Raw genomic sequence first — 20,395 nt, 5'->3', positions numbered from 1 at the left:
CCGACAGAAACGCTAATAGTTTGTGCGGGCTGGCTCACACGCTTCGAAGTCACAGGATACGTTGTTGCCACGTGTCCATTATCGATGTAACCGCACTGCCTCCGGCGGCCAGGTGGGGGCACCTGGAAACCTTAATGCGAATGCGCTTTCCCTCTCGTTCCTCGGGGAAAATTACATTCGCCTTTGATTGGCCTGATTTTTAAAGCTGTTTGTTAAACTTTTTAAACGTTTAGCCCCCGGCAGGGCCGCCGGAGGCAATTGAATCGTTGCCCAAAAAAAAAGGCGGTATCCGAATCATCGGATACCGTCTTTTTTATGTCGTATGGGTGGCGTCTGCCTCAGTCAGGGGGGGCTATGCCACGGGAACGATCCAGTTCAGGGGATCTTCGGAACGACCGAACTGGATGTCCATGAGGTCGTTGAAGATGCCGGAGGAGATGGGTCCTGCGCCGCCGTCGCCCACGGTGATTTCGCGGTCACCGTACTTGATCTTGTTGACCGGGGAGATGACCGCTGCGGTACCGGAGCCGAAGACCTCCTGGAGGCGGCCTTCTTCGTGGGCCTTGAACACCTCGTCAATGGAGATGCGTTTTTCCGCGACTTTTTTGCCCTGGTGGCGGGCCAGCTTGAGCACGGAGTCCCGGGTGATGCCTGCCAGGATGCTGCCGTTGAGCTCGGGGGTGACGATCTCGTCGTCGATGACAAAGAAGATGTTCATGGAGCCCACCTCTTCGACGTATTTGCGCTCCACGCCGTCGAGCCAGAGAACCTGGGTGTAGCCTTCGGCCTGGGCGATCTCGGTGGCGTAGAGGCTGGCCGCGTAGTTGGCGCCGGTTTTGGCTGCGCCGAGGCCGCCGCGGACGGCACGGACGTGTTCCGGGGAGACCCAGATTTTTACCGGATTGAACCCTTCGGGGTAGTACGCGCCCACCGGGGAGAGGATGATCATGAACCGGTGGGTGGGGGAGGACTTCAAGCCGATGTAGGGGTCCATGGCGATGATGAAGGGACGGACATACAGCGAGGTGCCGGGAGCAGAAGGGATCCAGCCCTTTTCCATGCTGAGGAGGGCCTGGAGGGCCTCCAGGCAGTCGTCCACGTTGATCTCGGGGATGCAGAGGGCGTGGGCGGAACGGTTGAGGCGCTCGAAGTTGTCACGGGGACGGAAGAGCTGGGCGGAGCCGTCTTCCTTCTTGTAGACCTTCAGGCCTTCGAAGATGGTCTGGCCGTAGTGGAGGACCATGGTGGCGGGGCTCACTTCAAAGGGACCGTAGGGTACGATGCGGGCGTCGTGCCATCCGATGCCTTCGGTGTAGTCCATGCAGAACATGTGGTCGGTGAAGATGGTCCCGAATCCCAGGTTGGATTCATCGGGGTGTGCCTTGGGCGTGTCGATTTTGTTGATGGTGATATCCATGGAAGACCTCAAAAAAGTCATGGCAATGGCTGTGACATGCGCGGCCATTGAAGGTTGATATATCAGTATGGCGAAACGCCATGCAGAGTGAACCGTGTGTCGGGGGCAGGGCAAGGGTTGCAGTGACAGGTAAGCCGTATCGGATTTTGAATCATGTCCTTGAAAATTGATGATTTTCAGGGACGGCTCGTCACGCAATGTCTTTGCCGGGTGCCTCAATATGTTTTCGGATGCGCAGAACGGACAGGCTCTGGCCATGGGCCGGGGTAGAGGACCAAACGGCTGGGTGTCGAATCGGTCTCGGCATGGTGACGCCTTGAGCGGCAAGTGCGCACAGGTTTTAAAATTTAGATAGCGGTATCCGAGGGGTAAATCAAGAAGAATGTGCCCAATGTCCTTGAAAAACGCATATTAACAAAGTTTTCGGCCTGGGACGGACCAACTTGCGCAAAGGGGCTTGACAAGGGAATTTGGTTTGCGATATTGCTTCTTGATTGATCTTGACGTTAACGTCAAGTGAAAGGCAGCCCAAGCAATGTGAAAGGATACGGCAGCTCCCTGATTCAGCACGCTTTTCCGAGGGTAGACGGAAGGACGGCGCAGGTGGTATCGTATCTCCCTGGCCCGGAATGATTCCGGGTCGGATATCTTTGGATATTCTGCACCTTCCCGGGCGCTATCGGGCAGGTGCCAGGCATGATCAAGGCACATCACGTGCTGAAAGTGGTGAAACATGAGACAGGACATCATTGAAATCCGTTGGCACGGCCGGGGAGGTCAGGGTGCCATCACAGCCGCCAAGGTTGTGGCCAACGCCGTGTTCAAGGCAGGCTACAAAGGTGTGGTTATGGCCCCCACCTTCGGAACGGAGCGCAGGGGAGCCCCCGTTTTCACGTCCCTGAAGATCTCCCGGGAGAAAATCTACGATCTCTCTCCCATTGAAACCCCCGATATGGTTGTGGTTCTGGACCACACCCTCCTTGATGAAGTGGACGTCACCCATGGCCTGAAGGACGGGGGGCAGATTATCCTCAACACCCCGAAAGCCATAGACACCTACGACTTCGGCGCCCACAAACTCTCCATCTCCGATGTGACATCCCATGCCCTGGAGGCCGGCCTGGCCCCCGGCATCGTCAACACCGGGATCATCGGTGCCTTTGCCAAGGCCACCGGTCTGGTGAGCCGTGACCTTTTGAGGGAAGCCATCCTCAACGAGTTTTCCGTCATGAAGCCCGAGGAGAACGCCCGGGCGGCCGCCCTTACTTATGATCGCACAGTCATCGGAGGTGCCTGATGTCCAAAGACGCATTCTGCAACATGATCTCTGTCAGTGAACCGGGCCCCGGGGACGGGGGCAACACCGGATCCTGGCGGGTGGTTCGTCCCGTCATCGATACGGAGAAGTGCATCCCCGCCAAAACCGGGAAGCCGTCGTGTTTCAACTGCTGGCTCTACTGCCCTGACGCGGTGGTCACCAAGACCATTCCGCCCACCATTGATTATACCTACTGCAAGGGGTGCGGCATCTGCGCCGAGGAGTGTCCCGCCGGGGCCATCTCCATGGTGCCCGAGGCGAGCTTTACCAAGGAGGAGAAATAGACCATGCATGTGATTGAATCAGGCAACGTGGCTGCCGCAACTGGGGTCAAACTGGCGAGGACCCAGGTAATCGCCGCCTACCCCATCACGCCGCAGACCCCTCTGACGGAAAAATTGTCCGAGTTCGTCGAGTCCGGTGACCTCCCTGCCGAATACATCCCCGTGGAGAGCGAGCACAGCGCCATGGCCGTGTGCATCGCCTCCTCTACCGCAGGGGCCCGCTCCTTTACCGCCACCAGCGCCAACGGCCTGCTCTACATGAACGAGCAGCTCCACTGGGCGGCAGGGGCCCGTCTTCCCATCGTCATGTGTGTGGCCAACCGCGGCGTGGGCGCGCCCTGGACCGTTTGGAACGACCATCAGGACACGGTGAGCCAGCGGGACCTGGGCTGGATTCAGCTCTACTGCGCCGACCACCAGCAGATTCACGACACGGTGCTTAAGGCCTTCAAACTGGCCGAAACCGTGAGCATCCCCGTTATGGTGTGCTACGACGGCTACCTTCTGTCCCATACCTACATGCCCTTTGACGTGCCCGAGCAGGAGAAGGTGGACGCCTTTCTGCCCGGCTTTGAGCCCACCCATTTCCTGAACCCGGAAAAGCCCCGGAACTTCAACACCGTGACCCTGCCGGACGTGCGGCCCGACCTCCACGGCAACACGGCCCCCGGTTACATGGAGATCCGCAAGACCCTGCACACGGACCTGCGCGCGGCCCTTTCCGAGATCGAAAAGATCGACGGGGAGTTCGGCGAGATCTTCGGCCGTGGCGGCGAGCCCTTCCTGGAGCCCTACCGCTGTGAGGATGCCGACTACGTGGCTTTCTGCATGGGATCTCTCTCCTACCAGCTCCGCGACGTAGTGGATGCCATGCGGGAGGAGGGAATCAAGGTGGGTGTCATGGGCCTGAAGGTCTACCGGCCCTTCCCCGACGCCGCCGTGCGCGAGGCCCTTTCCGCGTTTAAGGGCGTCATCGTGCTTGAAAAGGCTCTCTCCTACGGCAACCAGGGCGCTCTCTATGCAGACGTCAAGTCCGCGCTCTACAGCGCTGAGACCCGGCCGTTCGTGCACAACTACATCGTGGGCCTTGGGGGCCGGGAGATCAAGACCCAGCACCTGTACGACGCCCTGACCGAATCCATCAACAAAGAAGCCGCCGTCGGGGATGAACCCCGGTGGATCGGCCTGAAGCTGTAGAGGGTGGCTGCCATGGATAAAGAGAAGAAAACAACGATTTTGAGCCTGACGGATGAAGAGATCATGAATCCGGGCAACCGCGCCTGCTCCGGCTGCGGCCTGGGCATCGTGTACCGCACCGCCCTGAAAGCCCTGGGCAAGGATACGGTGTTGGCCGTTCCCCCCAGCTGTCTGACTGTTCTCCAGGGGCTCTACCCCGTGGCCTCCACCAAGCTTCCTTGCGTGAACGTCACCTTTGCCTCCACGGCCGCGGCCGCCACCGGCGTGCGGGCAGCCCTGCGCGCCACCGGGCGTGATCATTTGAATGTTGTGGCCTTTGCCGGCGACGGCGGCACCGGGGACATCGGCATCCAGGCCCTCTCCGGCGCCTGCGAGCGCGGTGAGGACATCATCTACATCTGCTACGACAACGAAGCCTACATGAACACCGGTGTGCAGCGTTCCGGCACCACCCCCAAGGGCGTCATGACCACCACCACCCCCATCAAGGGCAAGCTCCAGCACAAAAAAGACGTGCCGAGCATCATCGCTGCCCATGGGATCGATTACGTGGCCACGGCCTCGGCCGCCTACCCCCTGGATCTCTACGACAAGGTGAAAAAGGCCGCCTCCATGAAGGGCGGGACCCGCTACATCCACGTCCACACCCCATGCCCCTCGGGCTGGGGCTTTCCCACCCGCAACACCGTGAAGATCGGCAAGCTGGGGGTCACCACCGGCCTGTTCGACCTCTACGAGATCGTCAAGGGCGAGTTCTCCCTTACCGGTGAGTCCGCCAAGCGCGTGGGCAAAGAACGTACCCCCGTCACCGAGTACTTCCAGACCCAGCGTCGCTTCAGCTCCCTCTCCGATGCGGTGATCGAAGAGATGCAGGGCATGATCGATTCGAAGTGGGCCAATTATACGGCATAGAACCACTCGAACGACTGTGAAACAAACAAACGGGTACCCTTCGGGGTGCCCGTTTTTTATTTGGGGGAGAGGGTGCCGGGGATTTGCGCGGCGAAGGCGGTGCAGGGGGCGCACTCTACGGATCAGTAGCCAGGGTTGCTGCGGGGGAATGGTAGGGGGCGCCGTGCGCACCGATTGACGAAAAAGCAGCCTCCGGCGGCCAGGTGGGGGCACCTGGAAACCCTATGGCGAATGCATGGAGGCAGCCATTATGCCATCGTTCTCGGGGCATTCGCGTGATGTATGACATGGGGCAACCGTCTTTGCAGGCGAAGACGGATTAAACGTTTGGCCTCCGGCAGGGCCGCCGGAGGCCAAATTTTTATACCATCCCTTAGTTTTTCAGGCTGTGGATGGGCGCCGGGATGCGACCCCCGTGGAGAACAAAGTCGTTGCGGCCCTGGCAGTTTTTCACGTCGATGATGGTGGCGTGACCCAGGAGGCCCCCGTAGTGGGCGCTCTCTCCGGCCACTTTGCCGGGCACGGGGATGAGGCGGCAGGCGGTGGTCTTGTTGTTGATCATGCCGATGGCCATCTCGTCGGCGATGATCCCAGCGATGGTCTCCTCGGAGGTGGCACCAGGGATGGCCACCATGTCCAGGCCCACGGAGCAGACGCAGGTCATGGCTTCGAGCTTTTCGATGTTGAGGAAGCCCTTCTGGCAGGCCTCTTCGATGTTCAGGTCCTCGCTCACAGGGATAAAGGCGCCGGAGAGGCCGCCCACGTGGGAGCTTGCAAAGGCGCCGCCTTTTTTCACGGCGTCGTTGAGCATGGCAAGGGCGGCGGTGCTGCCCGGTGCGCCGATGCTGATGAGGCCCAGGCTCTGGAAAATTTCGCCCACGCTGTCTCCCACGGTGGGGGTGGGGGCCAGGGAGAGGTCCACCACGCCGAAGGGGATGTCGAGGGTCTGGGCCACTTCGCGGCCGATGAGCTCGCCCACGCGGGTGACCTTGCAGGCCGTGCGTTTGATGATCTCGGCGATGTCGCCCAAGCCCAGGTTGGGTTTGGCTTCCACGGCTCGGTCGATGGCACGCTTCACCACGCCGGGGCCGCTGACCCCCACGTTGATGACGGCGTCGGCTTCGCCGGTGCCGAGGTAGGCCCCGGCCATGAAGGGCACGTCCTGGGGGATGTTGCAGAAGACGCAGAGTTTGGCCACGGCAAGGCCGTCTTTGTCGGCGGTGAGGGCGGCCCCGCGCTTGATGGCCTGGGCCATGAGGAGCACGGCGTCCATGTTGATGCCTGCCCGGGTGGAGCCCACGTTCACCGAGGCACAGATGCGCTCGGTCTGGGTGAGGGCCTCGGGGATGGCTTCGATGAGAGCCCGGTCTCCGTTGGCCATGCCTTTTTCTACCAGGGCGGAGAAGCCGCCGATGAAGTCCACGCCCACTTCCACGGCAATGTCGTTCAAGGTCTTGGCGATCTCAACCATCTGGTCGGCGTTGAAGGGGGCGGCCACTACGGCGATGGGGCTGATGGAGATACGTTTGTTCACCACCTCGATGCCGTATTTGTCTCCGATGGCGTTGCAGGTGGCCACAAGGGGGCCGGCAAGGCGGGTGATTTTTTTACGCAGGTTGGACTTGAAGGTCTCCAGGTCGTGGCTGGCGCAGTCAAAGAGGTTGATCCCGAGGGTCACGGTACGGACGTCGAGGTGCTCGTATTTGAGCATCTCCACGGTGGATATCAGTTCGTTATCGCTAAGCATGGTCTGTTCCTGACATGTTTTTTTGCTTCATTGGTAAAGACGGCGGTGGTTCACACTCAAATGCGGTTCACCGTGTCGAAGATGTTCTTGTGCTGGAAGGTGAGGGCCAGGTTGAGGCTGGCGGCCTTCTCTTTGAGGGTGGCGGAGAGAATGTGCCGGTCCACGGTATCAGGGACCAGGATCTCATAGACCATGATGTTTCGCTCCGGGTTGTCCCCGCCTTCGAACACGGCCGTCAGGTTGATGATGTTGACGCCCGCTTCAGCGATGACATTGGAGATGTCGTACACCAGCCCCTTGCTGTCCGGGCCGATGGTGGTGATGATGAAGTGCTCGCCTTCACACTCGACCTGGGGGGCGTTAACGTCCAGAGGGCTGATGTGGACCTGGAGGCCATCTTCCTGAAAGGCGCCGTTGAATGCCTCGGTGACGGCTTCCAGATCGGTACCCGCCGGCATGGAGACAATGTAAAGACCCGCAAATTCGGACTGAAGGATGGTCTGGCTGACATTTTCTATGTTGCAGTCCAGCTGCAGAAGAACCCGGGCCACCGATGAGACGATGCCGGGCCGGTCTTTTCCGATTACCGTGATGATGATCTTGCTCATGTGCACAACCTGACTCTGTGATGTTGGTGTGGCCGCCCGAAGGGTCGGTCACCGTAAGAAAATGGGCTGTCGGGAACGTCTCGTTCCGTGCCTTTCGGCAAGATATGGGTTTGTGATTGCGTAAATCAGAAGCCCGATCCGTGATTTCAGCCTTGAAATATCAATCGCGTCGTTCCCTTCGGGTTGACACGATGTGTGTTATGTACCATGAACCCACCAGCATGAACACCATTATTATTACCAAATAGCGGCTTTTCGGGGTGGCGGGGGCGGGGGGCGCAAAGGGCGTGGCCTATGGCGTTGCGGAAAACCTCAATGGTCGGGCTATGTTTCGAGACTCCCTGCTGTTTCAAGGGTCAAATGCCTCTTTAAACCGAGATTGCTCTGCGGGATAGGATACCTCATGAAAAGTGGGTTGCGTATTTGCGCAGTGGGATGAGGGCGGATGCCGGGCCGGGCGGAATCCACGATCCTTATGGAGGAGCTGTTTCTGCGGGCTTCCCTTTTTTGTGGAGGAAATGTTGGGGCAGGGGTTGAAAAATCCGTGATCCTTTTTACAATATGCTTGATACAGTGGGTATAACTTTCATGGATCCATGGGGGAGGCCGGATGCTCGGCAAGGCCTTGAGGGAGATTCATAAAGGGCTCTGCTGTCGGTACGATATGGACGAAACCTAAAGGAAACCATTCAATCCGACCTCTAAAGACTGGAGAGTTGTGGCACAGGAGATACCATGCAGATCGTGACGACCCACAAGGGGACCGACTTTGACGGGTTGGCCTCCCTTATTGCCGCCACCATGATTTACCCGGATGCGGTTCCGGTTCTTCCCAAAAGCGTCAACGCCAATGTTCGGGCCTTCATGGCCATTCACAAGGATCTGTTTGAGATCCTCCACCCGCGGGAGATCAATCTGGATGAGGTGACCCAGCTTATTGTGGTGGACACCAACAGCTGGAAGCGCCTGGACGGGTTTGCCCCTCTGCAGGAGCGGGACGATCTCACCATTCATATCTGGGACCATCACCACGGCGGCGACATCAAGGCCGACATGGTTCGAAACGAGGGGTATGGCTCCGCCGTCACCCACCTCATTCTCGAACTGGAAGCCCGGCGCATGGTCCTTACCCCCATTTTGGCGACCCTGTTTCTCATCGGCATTTATGAGGACACCGGAAGCCTCACCTATCCTTCCACCACCCCCGAAGACGCCCGGGCCGTTGCCTGGCTCCTGGATCGAAAGGCCGATCTCTCCGTTTTAAGCGGTTTCCTTAAGCAGGTGTACGGTGAAAAACAGAAGTCCGTGCTCTTTGAGATGATGAAGAACCCGGAGAGGCGCAAGGTCAACGGGTACACCCTCTCCTTTGCGGCGGTGCCCATCGAGGGCCATGTGGCCAACCTCTCCGTGGTGGTGAACATGTTCCTGGACCTGGAAAACAGCGACGCGGCCTTCGGCGTCTTCTACGACGGGGAGGGCAGCAAGTGCATGATCATCGGTCGCAGCACGGCCGAGAACCTGGACATGGGAAAACTCATGCGTACCCTGGGGGGCGGCGGCCATCCCGGCGCCGGGGCAGCCCAGTTCAAATCCGATTTCCACAACCCCGATGTCGTTTTTACCATGCTCTGCAACCTCGTGGAGAACGACCAGGTGGCTTCGGTGCAGCTTGGGGATATCATGAGCTTTCCCGTGGTCTCCGTGGAGGCCACCACCCCCATGGAAACCCTGGGCGAGCTCCTTCGGGAACGCGGCTGCACCGGGGTGCCGGTCACCGACAACGGCAAGGTGGTTGGGGTGATCTCCCGGCGCGACTTCAAAAAGATCCGCAAGGAAAAGCAACTCAAATCCCCGGTCAAAGCCTATATGAGCCCTTCCGTGGTAGAGATCGAAGCCGAAAAAAGCCCCCTGGAGGCGGCACGGCTCATGATCAAACACGACATCGGCCGGGTGCCGGTGGTTGAAGACGGCAGGATGATCGGTATTGTCACCCGCACCGACGTGATGCGCTACTACTACGACCTCATCCCCGATTAAGCATTTTCATAAAAAAGCAGGCCAAAACTGATGGGAAAACCCGAAAGCCTTTGGCCTGCTTTTTTACCCTCCGGGGGTGAAAATTCGTCGCGGGGTTGGTGAGTTTGTGTCTTTTCTTTTTATAATGTGTTGTTACCTGTTTTTCCTCCCCATGCTCTATATCGGCCTTTTCCTCCATCGTATGAACCCCCAATCCCCCTGTATCTGTGAAGCGTAGGGTGCGGCCCCCGCACCGCAAACGTAACGCGAGGCCATCGGTTTTGGTCACAGCTAACGCCATTCTACGACGCCGTAACCTATCCTTTTTCTTCGGTAATTGACGGTGCGCACGGCGCACCCTACGGGACAACGGCCTTTTGCCGCCATGGCGAAAACGATTCCCTGTCCCCACGGAACCCCCGGTCCCGCCTGGGTTGCGAAGCGTAGGGTGCGGCCCCCGCACCGCAAACGTAACGCGAGGCCATCGGCTTTGGTCACAGCCAACGCCATTCTACGACGCTGTAACCTATCCGTTTTCTTCGGTAATTGACAGCGCGCACGGCGCACCCTACGGGACACCGGCTTTTTGCCACCATGGCGAAAACGATTCCCTGTCCCCACGGAACCCCCGGTCCTGCCTGGGCTGCGAAGCGTAGGGTGCGGCCCCCGCACCACAAACGTAACGCGAGGCTATCGGCTTTGGCCACAGCCAACGCCATTCCAAGGCGCCGTAACTCATTCGCTTTCTTTGGTAATTGACGGTGAGCACGGCGCACCCTACGAGGTATCGGCTTTTTGTTGGTACGACAAGAAAGCGATTCCCTGTCCCCACGGAACCCCCGATCCCGCCTGAATTGCGAAGCGTCGGGTGCGGCCCCCGCACCGCAAACGTAACGCGAGGCCATCGGCTTTGGCCACAGCCAACACCATTTCAAGGCGCCGTAACTCCTCCACTTTCTTTGGTAATTGGCGGTGCGCACGGCGCACCCTACGGGACACTGGCTTTTTGCCGCCATGGCGAAAACGATTCCCTGTCCCTACGGAACTCCCGGTCCCGCCTGGGTTGCGAAGCGTAGGGTGCGGCCCCCGCACCGTAAAACGGTACGCAAGGCCAGAGGTTAGAAATCAACCCCCGGCTGGGGCTCGATGCCTTTTCTGTAGGCGTGTTTGATTTCGCGGATTTCGCTTGCGGTGTCGGCTCTGTCGATGATTTCGGGGTGGGCGTCCCTGCCGGTGAGGACCAGGTGGAGGAGGGCAGGGCGTTTGTCCAGGAGGGCATGGACCTGTTCAAGGTCCACGAGGTTGAGGTGAAGGGCGTTGTTGACTTCGTCCAGGATGAGGAGGTCAAAGCGGCCCGAGGCTATTTTGTCATGGGCCAGGGCCACGGCATCCTGGGCGTTTTTTCGATGTTCAGCGTGGGAGTAGGGGTTGCCTTCGATGCCGCAGAATCCTTTGCCGGTGGCGGTAAGCTCCACGAGGCCGCCGAGCTTTTTAACTCCGTCCCACTCCCCGGAGTAGAGATCCCCTTTCATAAACTGGATAATGCAGGTCTTCATGCCGTGGCCCGCAGCCCTCAGGGCCATGCCCATGGCACTGGTGGTTTTGCCCTTGCCGTAGCCGGTGATGACCACCACAAGGCCGCATCTCTCCTTGGGTTCGAATGTTCTGATCTCCATGGCAGTGTCCTGATGGCATGCATGACACCCAAAGGGGGTGCATTTTGTGCTTCCCCAGCGGAGATACCCCGGGCAACGCCGTTAACACGATGTCGGCTTGCCCGGGGAATCCGTTTTTGTGGCGATGGATTACAGCAGAAGCCGCTTGACGCCTGCAACGATCTCTTCGGTGGAGTCGGGGCCCTTGGGGATGTAGTCGTCGGCCTCCATGGCCCGTCCGTCGTAATGGGAGTAGCGGGTGGAGCCCACGTGGTCGGCCACGGCGGTGAGCATGAGGATGGGAATGCCCTCGTACTTTTCGTCGTTTTTCAATTGGTCACAGACTGCGTAGCCATCCATCTCCGGCATCATGACGTCAAGGACAATGGCATCCGGAGGGTTGGCCTCCACCTTGGCGATGGCCTCGCTGCCGTTGTAGGCCACCTCGGTGAGGAACCCTTCTCTTTCGAGCCTTTTTTTGATGACGAGGGTCATATCGGGTTCGTCATCCACCACAAGAACACGCTTCTTTTCAGTCATGGCAACCTCCTTGATCGGCATGGGTTGATGGCTCAGGTGCGGTCCGGCATCCGTGGTATCCCACCGGGGCCGGTCGCGCCTTTCCGGGCGGTTTTCCGCCCGGCCAGGATGTGGGGTATGGGGGGCAAGGGCAGGCCCTTGCGGTCATGCTCCGGGGTTGTTCGGTCTTGACGCCTGCAGGTGGTTTGGGGTTTCTGTTATGGTACCACAGAGCTGGCTTAATTTCTTGAATGTTCAATCAATATAATCGGGTCAGGGGGCGGCCGCCGATGCGGGCATCGGTGCGGGCTCCTCCAGCCCCGGCCTGGGATAGAGTCCTGCCCGTTTAACAATTTCGGGAACCTTCTCTTCCCATTCGATGGCCATGACGTGGAATCCACAGACCCCCTCCACCTCCTTGAGGCGCTCAATTGTTTCCAGGCAGATGGCGATACCTTCGTCTGCCTGTTTCTCTTTGGGGGTGTCGCTCATGCGTTTGACCAGCTCTTCGGGGACGTCGATGCCCGGGACGCGGCTGCGCATGTATTTGGCCATGCCCGCGGTTTTAAAGGGGGTGACCCCTGCAAGGATGTAGGTCTGCTCGTGGAGGCCCCGGTCCCGGACTCCTTGCATCCACGCTTCGAATTTATCGACGTTATAGATGCACTGGGTCTGGATGAACTCGGCCCCTGCGGCGATTTTCTTGGCCAGGCGGGGGACGCGGATCTCAAAGGGGTCGGCAAAGGGGTTGGCCGCCGCTCCGATGAACATCTCCGGCGGACGGCTGATGGCATCGCCACCGATGAAGGTGCCGTCGTCGCGCATCTGCCGGACCACCTGGAGGAGCTGCATGGAGTCCAGGTCGTGGACGTTCTGACCGGTCTTGCAGTCCCCGAAGCTCTGGTGATCGCCGGTGAGGCAGAGGATGTTGTTGATGTCAAAGGAGGCGGCCCCCAGGATATCGCTTTGCAGGGCGATGCGGTTTTTGTCCCGGGTGACCATCTGGAGAACAGGCTCCAGCCCTGCCTGTTTCAGCCGGATGGAGGCGGCCAGGCTGCAGAGCCGGGTCATGGAGGTCTGATTGTCCGTGACGTTCACCACGTCGACGTAGCCTTTGAGCATGGCGCCCTTGGTCTCCAGTACGTTGCCGTCTGTTCCCCTGGGGGGACCGCATTCGGAGGTGACGGCCAGATGACCCTGGGCCAGGACGTGTTCCAGGCGGCTTGCGGTGCGCGGGGTTCGTTTGGGTCTCATTTTTTCAGGTCCTCCTGTTCCAGGGTTCTCGGACCGCCGGCCCGGTCTGTGGACCAGTCCTGGATGGGGGAGAGCTCTTCGTAGCGATCCATCTGGTTCAACTCCCTGAGGCGGTCCACGATGAGCTGCCAGGCGCACGGGGTGTCCTTATTGATTTCGCAGCGTCCGTCCACCGATCCGCCGCAGGGGCCGTTCAAGACCCGCTTGGCGCATCTTGAGATGGGGCAGATGCCGCCGGTGCGCCCAAGCACGCAGCTTCCACAGGCCTGGCATCGTTCGGAAAAGATCCCTTCGGTCTCCACTCCTCCCAAAAAGGTGGTGTTCAGGGCCGGAAAGACCGGCTTGTCTTTCCAGAAGGCGGCGATGAACTGCACGCCGATGCCGCAGGCCGTGGAGAGCACGGCGTCGGTGTCGGCAATAGCTCCCAGCATGGGGGCGAAAAACTCCTCTTCACACTGCCGCTCCACGCCCCCTTCGGTGATCTCCATGGTGACGCCTTCCTTGGTTGCCTTCATGCGGAGCAGGGAGGCAATGATCCCGGCCTCTTTGCTTCCCCCCTCATGGCAGACCGCCACACAGGTGTTGCAGCCCAGCACGAGCAGGCGTTTCTGGTCCTTGACCATCTCCCAGATCTCTTCCAACGGTTTCTGCTGTCCGACGATCATCGCTTGTCTCCTTGATGGGGTTCTCCGAAGGGCGATGGCCCGAGTTCTCGTACGGTTTCCGTAAAATCACGGCAGATCTCCGCCCACCTGGGTCCCATGGCAGCAGAGAGGTTGAACATTTCCAGGCGCTCCGGCTCCAGGCCCACCTGGGCGATGAGACCCTTGAGACGGGTGACACGTTTGGCAGCGTTTGTATTTCCTTCCAGGAAATGGCATTGGCCCTGGAGTCAACCCGCCACGAAGATGCCGTCAAACCCCCGTTCAAAGGCCTGGAGAACGTAGCCGTGGTCCAGCTTGCCCGTGCAGGGAAGCCGGATGGTTTTGACGTTGGTGGGGTAGGAGAGACGCATTACTCCGGCCAGGTCGGCCGCTGCAAAGGCACAGTAGTGACAGGCAAAGGCAAGGATCTTGGGCTGCCATGCCGGTGCCGTGCCGTGCGCTTCGGTCTCCATGTTTGTTACCGAATCTGCCATGGGGCCTCCATGTGTTTGGATATCCATTGGAAACGGGCTGCTACTTATTACTGCTCGCCATTGGCCACTTTCCCCGGCGCCGCCGCCTCGATCATGGCCGCGATCTGATCGTCTTTAAAGCTGTTGACCTGGAAAGCCTTGGCCGGGCAGACCCCGGCGCAGATACCGCAGCCCACGCACTTGACCTCGTTGTGGCTCACCTTGCCGTCGGTGTCGATGAAGGGGGCGCCGTAGGGGCAGTTGCGGACGCACGCCAGGCAGCTCATGCAGAGGTCCCGGTTGTGCTTGGCCACGGCCCCGGAGACGGCCAGCTCTTTTTTGGAGAGGAGCACCCCTGCCCGGCCTGCGGCGGAGAGGGCCTGGCTGATGGTTTCATCGATGTTTTTCGGGGCGTGGGCCAGGCCTGCCACGTAGTAGCCTTCGCTGGGAAAGTCCACGGGCCTGAGCTTGACGTGGGCTTCCAGGAGAAAGCCGTCGCTGTTGGTGGTGAGTTTGTACCTTTCGGCCATCTCCCCGGTGGCGGGGTGAGGGTTCAGCCCTGCAGCCAGAACAAGGCGCTGAACCACGAAGCGGATGGGGAACCCGGCCATCTCGTCGTTGAGGCGGACCTCGATGCCGTCGGTTAACGGGGTGAGCTCCGGCATGTTGTCCAGGCTGTAGCGCACGAAAAGGACCCCTAAGTCCCTGGCCTCGGCGTAGAGCATCTCCCGCATGCCGTAGGTGCGCATTTCGCGGTAGAGGATGGTGACGTGGGCCTTGGGATTGGCCTTTTTGATGGCCACGGCATGTTTGACGGACTCCTGGCAGCAGATGCGGGAGCAATAGTTACGGGGCTCGCACCGGGACTCCGCACACTGGATAAAGAGAACCTGTTCCCCGTCCTTTGGTGGGGCCTGCTCCAGGGATGCCTCAAGGTCCCGCAGGATCATGACCCGGCGGTCTTCTCCGTAGAGAAAAGAAGCAGGTTCGTGCCAGGTGCCGCCGGTGGCCATGATCACGGCGCCGTGCTCCACGGTGGCTCCGTCGGTGAGGGTGGTGGTGAAGTTGCCCACGTAGCCTTCGCTGGTCTCCACTTCGGTTGCGGCATGCACGGTGATCCGTTCATGGGTTGCCACGCGTTCCAGGCGCTGCCGGAGGCACTCGGCCACATCGCCCCCGTCCCAGCTTGTGGAGACACCGGCCAGGAGCCCGCCGGGCTGGGTCTCCTTTTCCACCAGGTCCACTCCGTACCCCTGGTCGGCAAGGGAGAGGGCGCAGGTGAGCCCTGCGATGCCGCCGCCCACTATAAGGGCCCGGGGGGTGACCGGCACGGTGGCGGTGGCCACGGGCATGAGGCGCAAGGCCTTTTCAACGCTCATGGAGACGAGTTCTTTGGCTTTTTGGGTGGCCTCTTCCCCTTGCCCCATGTGGCACCAGGAACACTGCTCCCGGATGTCGGCCAGTTCAAAGAGGTAGGGGTTGAGCCCTGCGGCCCGGATGGTCTCCCGGAAGAGGGGCTCGTGGGTGCGGGGGGTGCAGGAGGCCACCACAACGCGGTTGAGGCCTTTGTCGGTGATGCGTTGCCGGATGATCTCCTGGCTGTCCTGGGCGCAGGCGTAGACCAGGTCTTCTGAGTGGACAACGCCTTCAATGCCCGAGGCGATCTCGGCCACGGATTTGACGTCCACGGTCTGGGCGATGTTGACCCCGCAGTGGCAGACAAAGACACCGGCGCGGGGCTCGTCCTCTGCGGTTACGGTTTCCGGGGGGAGGGTGCGCGTGGTGATTTCCGTGCCCCTGGCCTCGCTGAGAAGGGCCATGGTTGCCCCTGCCACGGCGCTGCCCTGGGCCACGGTTTCCGGGATGTCCTTGGGACCTTGATAGCAGCCGGTGACGTACACCCCGGGCCGTGAGGAGGCCACGGGAGAAAAGGGACCGGTTTTGGGAAACAGGTGGGCATCGGTGTCGATGCCAAAGGTTTCGGCAAAGTCCGCGGCGTCTTTTCTGGGCTGAAGGCCCACGGAGAGGACCACCATGTCGAAGGACTCGGAGATCAGGGAGCCGTCCGGGCGCTCGTAGCGCAGGGTGAGGTTGCCGTCTTCGGCCGTTTCCCGCACATCGGAGATCATGGCCCGGATGTAGCGCACCCCGTAGTCGGTTTTGGCTCGCTCGATGTAGCGGTCGAAGTCTTTGCCGTGGGCCCGCATGTCCATGTAGAAGATGGTTGGCTCCACCGCGCTGTCGTGCTCCTTGGCGATGACCGCCTGCTTGGTGGTGTACATGCAGCAGACAGACGAGCACCAGGGGTTTCCGTTATGGGGATCCCGGGAGCCCACGCAGTGGAGCCAGGCGATTTTTTTCGGGTGGGTGCCGTCGGCGGGCCGGGTGATGTGGCCCTGGAAAGGTCCGGAAGCCGAGAGAATGCGCTCGAACTGCAGGGAGGTGACCACATTGGGCCACCTGCCGTAGCCCAGCTCCTGATGGATGGTGGGGTCGTGGCGGTCCAGGCCCGGGGAAAGGATCACGGCCCCTGCTCTCAGGGTGAACTCCTTGTCCGTGTCGTCAAAGCGGATGGCCCCGGCCGTGCAGACTTTTTCACAGGCCCGGCATTTGCCCTTGGTGAGGTAGATGCACTGGGAGGCGTCAATGACCCGGGTGGAGGGAACGGCCTGGGAGAAGAGGGCATGGATGGCCTTGCGGGGGGCCAGGCCCTGCTCGAACTCCGAGGGGACCTTTTTGGGGCATTTCTCTTCACAGCTTCCGCACCCCGTGCACTTGTCGGGGTCGACGTACAGGGCCTTCTGGTGAATGACGGCAGTGAAGTCTCCAGGGGTGCCGTCGATCCTCGCCACCTCGGAGAGGGGGTGGATCTCGATGTTGGGATGACGGCCCACCTCCACCATTTTGGGGGAGATCATGCACATGGAGCAGTCCCCGGTGGGGAAGGTTTTGTCCAGCATGACCATGGTGCCGCCGATGGAGGATTCCCGCTGGATCATGTGGACCTTGAAACCGCTGTCGGCCAGGTCAAGGGCCGCCTGCATGCCGCCGATGCCCCCGCCCACCACCAGTACGGAGCCGCTTGTGTTCGTCATGGATGCCTCCCTGTCATGGGGAACCCGGTGTGTGTGAGGTCAGGTGCCGGGTCCGTGCGAAGTCTGAAGGTGTTGTTGTCGAAGTCCTTCGAGTGGTCGTGATCCGGAGCCGCGTAGAAGGCGTGTGTGCCTGTGTCTGCTTCGGATGTTGAGGTGTCAGGCTGTTCGGGTCTCTTCCAGGATGCCGGTTTCCTTGATCAGGCCGGTGACGTCGATGAAGTGCTGTTTCATGTTGAGGGAGTCCATGGGGAGCCCCAGTGCCAGCCCGGCGAGTTCGGTGATGAAGTAGACGGGCAGCCTTTCGTAGATGCCGTGGGCATTGCAGAATCGCTCTTGGTAGGCGTCCAGGTTGAGCTGGCACATGGGGCAGGTGGTGACGATGCAGTTGGCCTTGCGGGCCAGGGCGTCCCGCATGATCTTTGCCATGAGGGTCATGGCTGTGTCCGGGTCGTTGATGGCGGCGGACGCCCCGCAGCAGGCGGTTTTGTAGCTCCAGTCCATGGTCTCCCCGCCGAAGAACTCCACCAGGGTTTCCATCCCCCTGGGGTTCTCCACATCATCGGAGACGGGCACGTCGTAGGCAAATCGGGTCATGCAGCCGTAGTAGCAGGCCGCCTTGATGCCGTTTAAGGGGTGGGCCACCCGCTCTTTGACCCCGGGCTTTGCCGTGGCCTTGAGCAGGACGTCGAGGATGGTGAGCAGCTTGAGGGTGCCTTGTACCTTGCTGGTGAGCTCCCGGTTGATCTCCGAGAGCAGGGTGGGGTTCTCCTTCAACCGGACCTGGCTCATGAGCAGGCTGGAGTAACAGCCCGAGCAGGGGACCACCATCTCATCGAAGCCGGAGGCCTCGGCAATGCCCAGGTTTCGGGCGGGAAGGGCCACGGCGAGGAAATCATCGAACTTGCCGGCGGAGGTTGCCCCGCAGCAGCTCCAGTCGGAGATCTCGGTGAGCTCGATGCCCAGGGTGGAGAAGACAAGGCGCGTCTGGTGGTCGTAGAACTGCGACGACTGGTGCAGGGAACATCCGGGGTAGTAAGCCAGCTCCATGGGGTCCTCCGGTTGAAGGTTGTAGGATATCCGTGCCGGGTGGGTATCCCGGGCCGCCCGAAATGGCTTCTGCCATTACCGGGGCTGCGGGGTGTTTCTGCTCTTTTTTTTCTTTTCCATGGCTTGTTTATAAAAGGAACGGACTTCGTTGCGGCCTTTTGCCGTCTGGAGCTTGAGGTGGAGACGGCGCTGCTTCAGCATGGCGCCCATGAGGAGGGTCTGCTGGCGAATCTCTTTCCACACGGCACCGAACTTGAAGCTGACGAGGTTCTTGGCCATGTGTTTCATTTCGTAGGATCCCATGAACTGGACTTCATTGACCCGCCCCCACCGGGTGCATCCGGTGACGAAGGAGTCGTGGAAGTAGGCGATGGTGGGGCTCATGGGGACCAGGTTGTCTTCGCGGCTCATTTTCTTGAGGGTTTCGGTGACCCGTCCGCCCTGGATGTCGTTGGGGCAGCGGGTGCCGCAGGTGTAGCAGGAGACGCATTGCCAGACCAGGGCATTTTCAAGGGCGGCTTTGCGATTGCCCGTGATCACCATGCGGATAAGTCGGTCCGGGGTGAAGCCGATCTCTTCACCCACAGTGCACCCGGATGCGCAGCGTCGGCACTGATAACAGGCAAAAATATTCTGGTTGGAGCGTTCCATCACCTCAACGGCGAATTGCCGTGCCTTTTCCGGGTCGTAGGTCCATTCATCCATGAATGCCTCCTTGGATGGGCGGCCAGCGTGGGTTGGTATTCCTGAAATCAGGCGAAAGAACCACCTGGGTCATGGGCCGTGTGCGTTGGTATGGTGTGGGTGTGTTGCATTACCCGGGGCGTCGAGCGGCCGTTTGAAGAAGAGGTGCGTCAAACTCTGCTCAGGAGGTGTTCGAGGTGAGATGCATTGGAAGATTGTGAATCATGTTCTTTGCTACAAACAGTAATGTAATAACATGAGGAAGTCAAATATTTTTTGAATGATTATTCCTTGAAAGGTAAAACTATATTGATGAGTTCATTCCGGTTCGATGCTTTCGTCCGGTGTGGATGGGGGCATCGACAACTTGGGATTTCGGGCTCATTTTCTTGAAATCACACAGTCCTTGGGGTAGAGTGACGTCATGAGTGCAACCGCAGATCACGACGAGAGACGGTGTGCCCGCCACCCTGAGCGGGAAGGGCGCTATTACTGCAGCAAGTACGGTCGCTATCTTTGCGATGAGTGTGCTACCTGTGCGGACCCGAAGCTTTATTGCAAGTTCCGGACCCAGTGCATCATCTGGGAGCTGGAGCGTTACGGAGGGTCGGGGAGCGTTGCGCGGTAAATCCCGGAGGCTTTAAAAACGGCCTTCATTGCGTTTCGGCCCGTCTTTTCGGCCCTGCCCATTGAACATACCTGAAAGGAGCAATACCATGTGCGAATCCAATGTGTACCTGAAGCACGGTGATCAGGAAGAGCTGGTCATGGAGAACGTGGCCGCCATCACGCCGGCCGACAACGGGGTGTACGTGCTCCGCGGCCTCCTGGGTGAGGTCAAGGAGGTCAAAGGGGTCCTTGCGGACATCAATCTCATGGCCCATCGCATCGTCTTTACGCATGCTTCCTGAGCCGGTTGCGTGCATGCCCCCGTGCCGTTATCTCAAGGGCCTTGCCGGAGCCAACGGCCTGGGGCAGGTTCGGTTTGCTGCCCATGAGGCGATGCTCTTCGGGACGCGGAAGAGCTGGTGGGGCAGCGGTAAAGCAAGGCCCTTTCCCCATGAAGGGGTGGATCTGTGCCGTTACTATTCCGAAGGCGGAGAGCCACGGACCCTGGGCCCGGGGGCTTGTGTCCCGGTAGCCTTTGACGGAGAAGTCTGGGAGGTCTCCGACGACGATTTTATCGGGACCTCCCTTTTTGTACGCCACGAGGGGCCCAAAGGCCCTTTTTTTACCGCTTATGCCCATGTGACCCCGAGAAAGGGCCTGGCCCGGGGCGATATGCTTGGGCGGGGAGAGCCCCTCGCCGCGCTGGCAGATCCTTTACGGCGGCATCTTCGTATTGCCTGCCATCTCCATTTTTCACTGATGACTTTTTCGGACGGGCTTTCCCGTAAGGCCCTGCGCTGGGCCACCATGGGAGCAGAAGGGGCGGTGTGTTTCCACGATCCGGCGCCTTTGCTGGGGGCGGATCTCCTCCTGTGCCGGGAGGCGGGGGACGTCTCCTTTTGGGCGTCGGGATAAG

General features: G+C 60.1%; 19 protein-coding genes. 8 read left to right on the top strand and 11 right to left on the bottom strand.

The genetic code is table 11. The features are described 5' to 3' along the window. Positions 1-352: 352 nt before the first annotated feature. Positions 353-1,417, bottom strand: coding sequence for a branched-chain amino acid aminotransferase (locus tag ACOYW0_RS01210; protein WP_482416769.1), 1,065 nt, complete (start codon positions 1,415-1,417; stop codon positions 353-355). 733 nt (positions 1,418-2,150) lie between these two features. Here ACOYW0_RS01210 and ACOYW0_RS01205 point away from each other — a divergent pair. From ACOYW0_RS01205 to ACOYW0_RS01190, 4 genes are read left to right on the top strand one after another with little or no spacing between them, the layout of a single operon-like run. Next, positions 2,151-2,714, top strand: a complete 564-nt coding sequence (locus ACOYW0_RS01205; protein ID WP_482416768.1) for a 2-oxoacid:acceptor oxidoreductase family protein — start codon at positions 2,151-2,153, stop codon at positions 2,712-2,714. Continuing rightward, entirely contained in the window at positions 2,714-3,019 is a 306-nt protein-coding gene (locus ACOYW0_RS01200) for a 4Fe-4S binding protein (protein ID WP_218951021.1), read from the top strand. Before ACOYW0_RS01205 ends, ACOYW0_RS01200 begins: the two co-directional genes overlap by 1 nt. Positions 3,020-3,022: 3 nt before the next feature. Continuing rightward, positions 3,023-4,216 (top strand): pyruvate ferredoxin oxidoreductase, encoded by a 1,194-nt coding sequence (locus tag ACOYW0_RS01195; protein WP_482416767.1) that lies wholly within the window; start codon positions 3,023-3,025, stop codon positions 4,214-4,216. Positions 4,217-4,228: 12 nt separating this feature from the next. After that, positions 4,229-5,128, top strand: coding sequence for a thiamine pyrophosphate-dependent enzyme (locus ACOYW0_RS01190; RefSeq protein WP_482416766.1), 900 nt, complete (start codon positions 4,229-4,231; stop codon positions 5,126-5,128). A gap of 373 nt (positions 5,129-5,501) precedes the next feature. Here the strand turns inward: ACOYW0_RS01190 and ACOYW0_RS01185 are convergent, their stop codons facing one another. Beyond that, on the bottom strand, positions 5,502-6,875 hold the full coding sequence (locus ACOYW0_RS01185) for a PFL family protein (protein WP_180140854.1): 1,374 nt from the start codon (positions 6,873-6,875) through the stop codon (positions 5,502-5,504). A gap of 56 nt (positions 6,876-6,931) precedes the next feature. Beyond that, positions 6,932-7,483 (bottom strand): glycine cleavage system transcriptional repressor, encoded by a 552-nt coding sequence (locus ACOYW0_RS01180; protein WP_482416765.1) that lies wholly within the window; start codon positions 7,481-7,483, stop codon positions 6,932-6,934. 735 nt (positions 7,484-8,218) lie between these two features. On the opposite strand from ACOYW0_RS01180, the gene ACOYW0_RS01175 reads away from it, so the two are divergent. Next, positions 8,219-9,520: a CBS domain-containing protein gene (locus ACOYW0_RS01175; RefSeq protein WP_482416764.1), complete on the top strand. Its 1,302-nt coding sequence runs from the start codon at positions 8,219-8,221 to the stop codon at positions 9,518-9,520. Positions 9,521-10,617: 1,097 nt separating this feature from the next. Here ACOYW0_RS01175 and ACOYW0_RS01170 read toward each other — a convergent pair. From ACOYW0_RS01170 to ACOYW0_RS01135, 8 genes are all read right to left on the bottom strand, one after another. Next, positions 10,618-11,175, bottom strand: a complete 558-nt coding sequence (locus ACOYW0_RS01170) for a cob(I)yrinic acid a,c-diamide adenosyltransferase (RefSeq protein ID WP_482416763.1) — start codon at positions 11,173-11,175, stop codon at positions 10,618-10,620. 129 nt (positions 11,176-11,304) lie between these two features. Continuing rightward, positions 11,305-11,694: a response regulator transcription factor gene (locus ACOYW0_RS01165; RefSeq protein WP_180140864.1), complete on the bottom strand. Its 390-nt coding sequence runs from the start codon at positions 11,692-11,694 to the stop codon at positions 11,305-11,307. A gap of 252 nt (positions 11,695-11,946) precedes the next feature. Next, the gene (locus ACOYW0_RS01160; protein ID WP_482416762.1) at positions 11,947-12,927 is read right to left on the bottom strand and encodes a methylenetetrahydrofolate reductase; all 981 of its coding nucleotides are present in this window, start codon (positions 12,925-12,927) and stop codon (positions 11,947-11,949) included. Continuing rightward, a complete protein-coding gene (locus ACOYW0_RS01155; RefSeq protein WP_482416761.1) occupies positions 12,924-13,592 on the bottom strand; it encodes a methylenetetrahydrofolate reductase C-terminal domain-containing protein in 669 nt (222 codons plus the stop codon). Before ACOYW0_RS01155 ends, ACOYW0_RS01160 begins: the two co-directional genes overlap by 4 nt. Then, positions 13,589-14,044: a hydrogenase iron-sulfur subunit gene (locus ACOYW0_RS01150; protein ID WP_482418811.1), complete on the bottom strand. Its 456-nt coding sequence runs from the start codon at positions 14,042-14,044 to the stop codon at positions 13,589-13,591. Before ACOYW0_RS01150 ends, ACOYW0_RS01155 begins: the two co-directional genes overlap by 4 nt. Positions 14,045-14,112: 68 nt before the next feature. Beyond that, complete coding sequence (locus tag ACOYW0_RS01145; RefSeq protein ID WP_482416760.1) at positions 14,113-17,139, bottom strand: FAD-dependent oxidoreductase; 3,027 nt, start codon at positions 17,137-17,139, stop codon at positions 14,113-14,115. A gap of 156 nt (positions 17,140-17,295) precedes the next feature. After that, complete coding sequence (locus tag ACOYW0_RS01140) at positions 17,296-18,186, bottom strand: CoB--CoM heterodisulfide reductase iron-sulfur subunit B family protein (protein ID WP_482416759.1); 891 nt, start codon at positions 18,184-18,186, stop codon at positions 17,296-17,298. Positions 18,187-18,261: 75 nt separating this feature from the next. Further along, entirely contained in the window at positions 18,262-18,891 is a 630-nt protein-coding gene (locus ACOYW0_RS01135) for a 4Fe-4S dicluster domain-containing protein (protein ID WP_482416758.1), read from the bottom strand. A gap of 403 nt (positions 18,892-19,294) precedes the next feature. Here ACOYW0_RS01135 and ACOYW0_RS01130 point away from each other — a divergent pair, with 403 nt between their 5' ends. The 3 genes from ACOYW0_RS01130 to ACOYW0_RS01120 all read left to right on the top strand — a co-directional run bounded on the left by ACOYW0_RS01130 (position 19,295) and on the right by ACOYW0_RS01120 (position 20,394). Continuing rightward, a complete protein-coding gene (locus ACOYW0_RS01130; RefSeq protein WP_482416757.1) occupies positions 19,295-19,498 on the top strand; it encodes a hypothetical protein in 204 nt (67 codons plus the stop codon). An 88-nt stretch (positions 19,499-19,586) separates the two neighbouring features. After that, positions 19,587-19,781, top strand: coding sequence for a CooT family nickel-binding protein (locus ACOYW0_RS01125; protein WP_180140876.1), 195 nt, complete (start codon positions 19,587-19,589; stop codon positions 19,779-19,781). Between the two features lie 13 nt (positions 19,782-19,794). Further along, positions 19,795-20,394 (top strand): M23 family metallopeptidase, encoded by a 600-nt coding sequence (locus tag ACOYW0_RS01120; protein ID WP_482416756.1) that lies wholly within the window; start codon positions 19,795-19,797, stop codon positions 20,392-20,394. The last annotated feature ends 1 nt before the right edge of the window (position 20,395 follow it).

Source organism: Desulfoluna sp. HI9BLuna (genome assembly GCF_056829775.1).
Note: the sequence above shows the minus strand (reverse complement) of the source record. Positions and strands in the feature narration are given on the sequence as shown.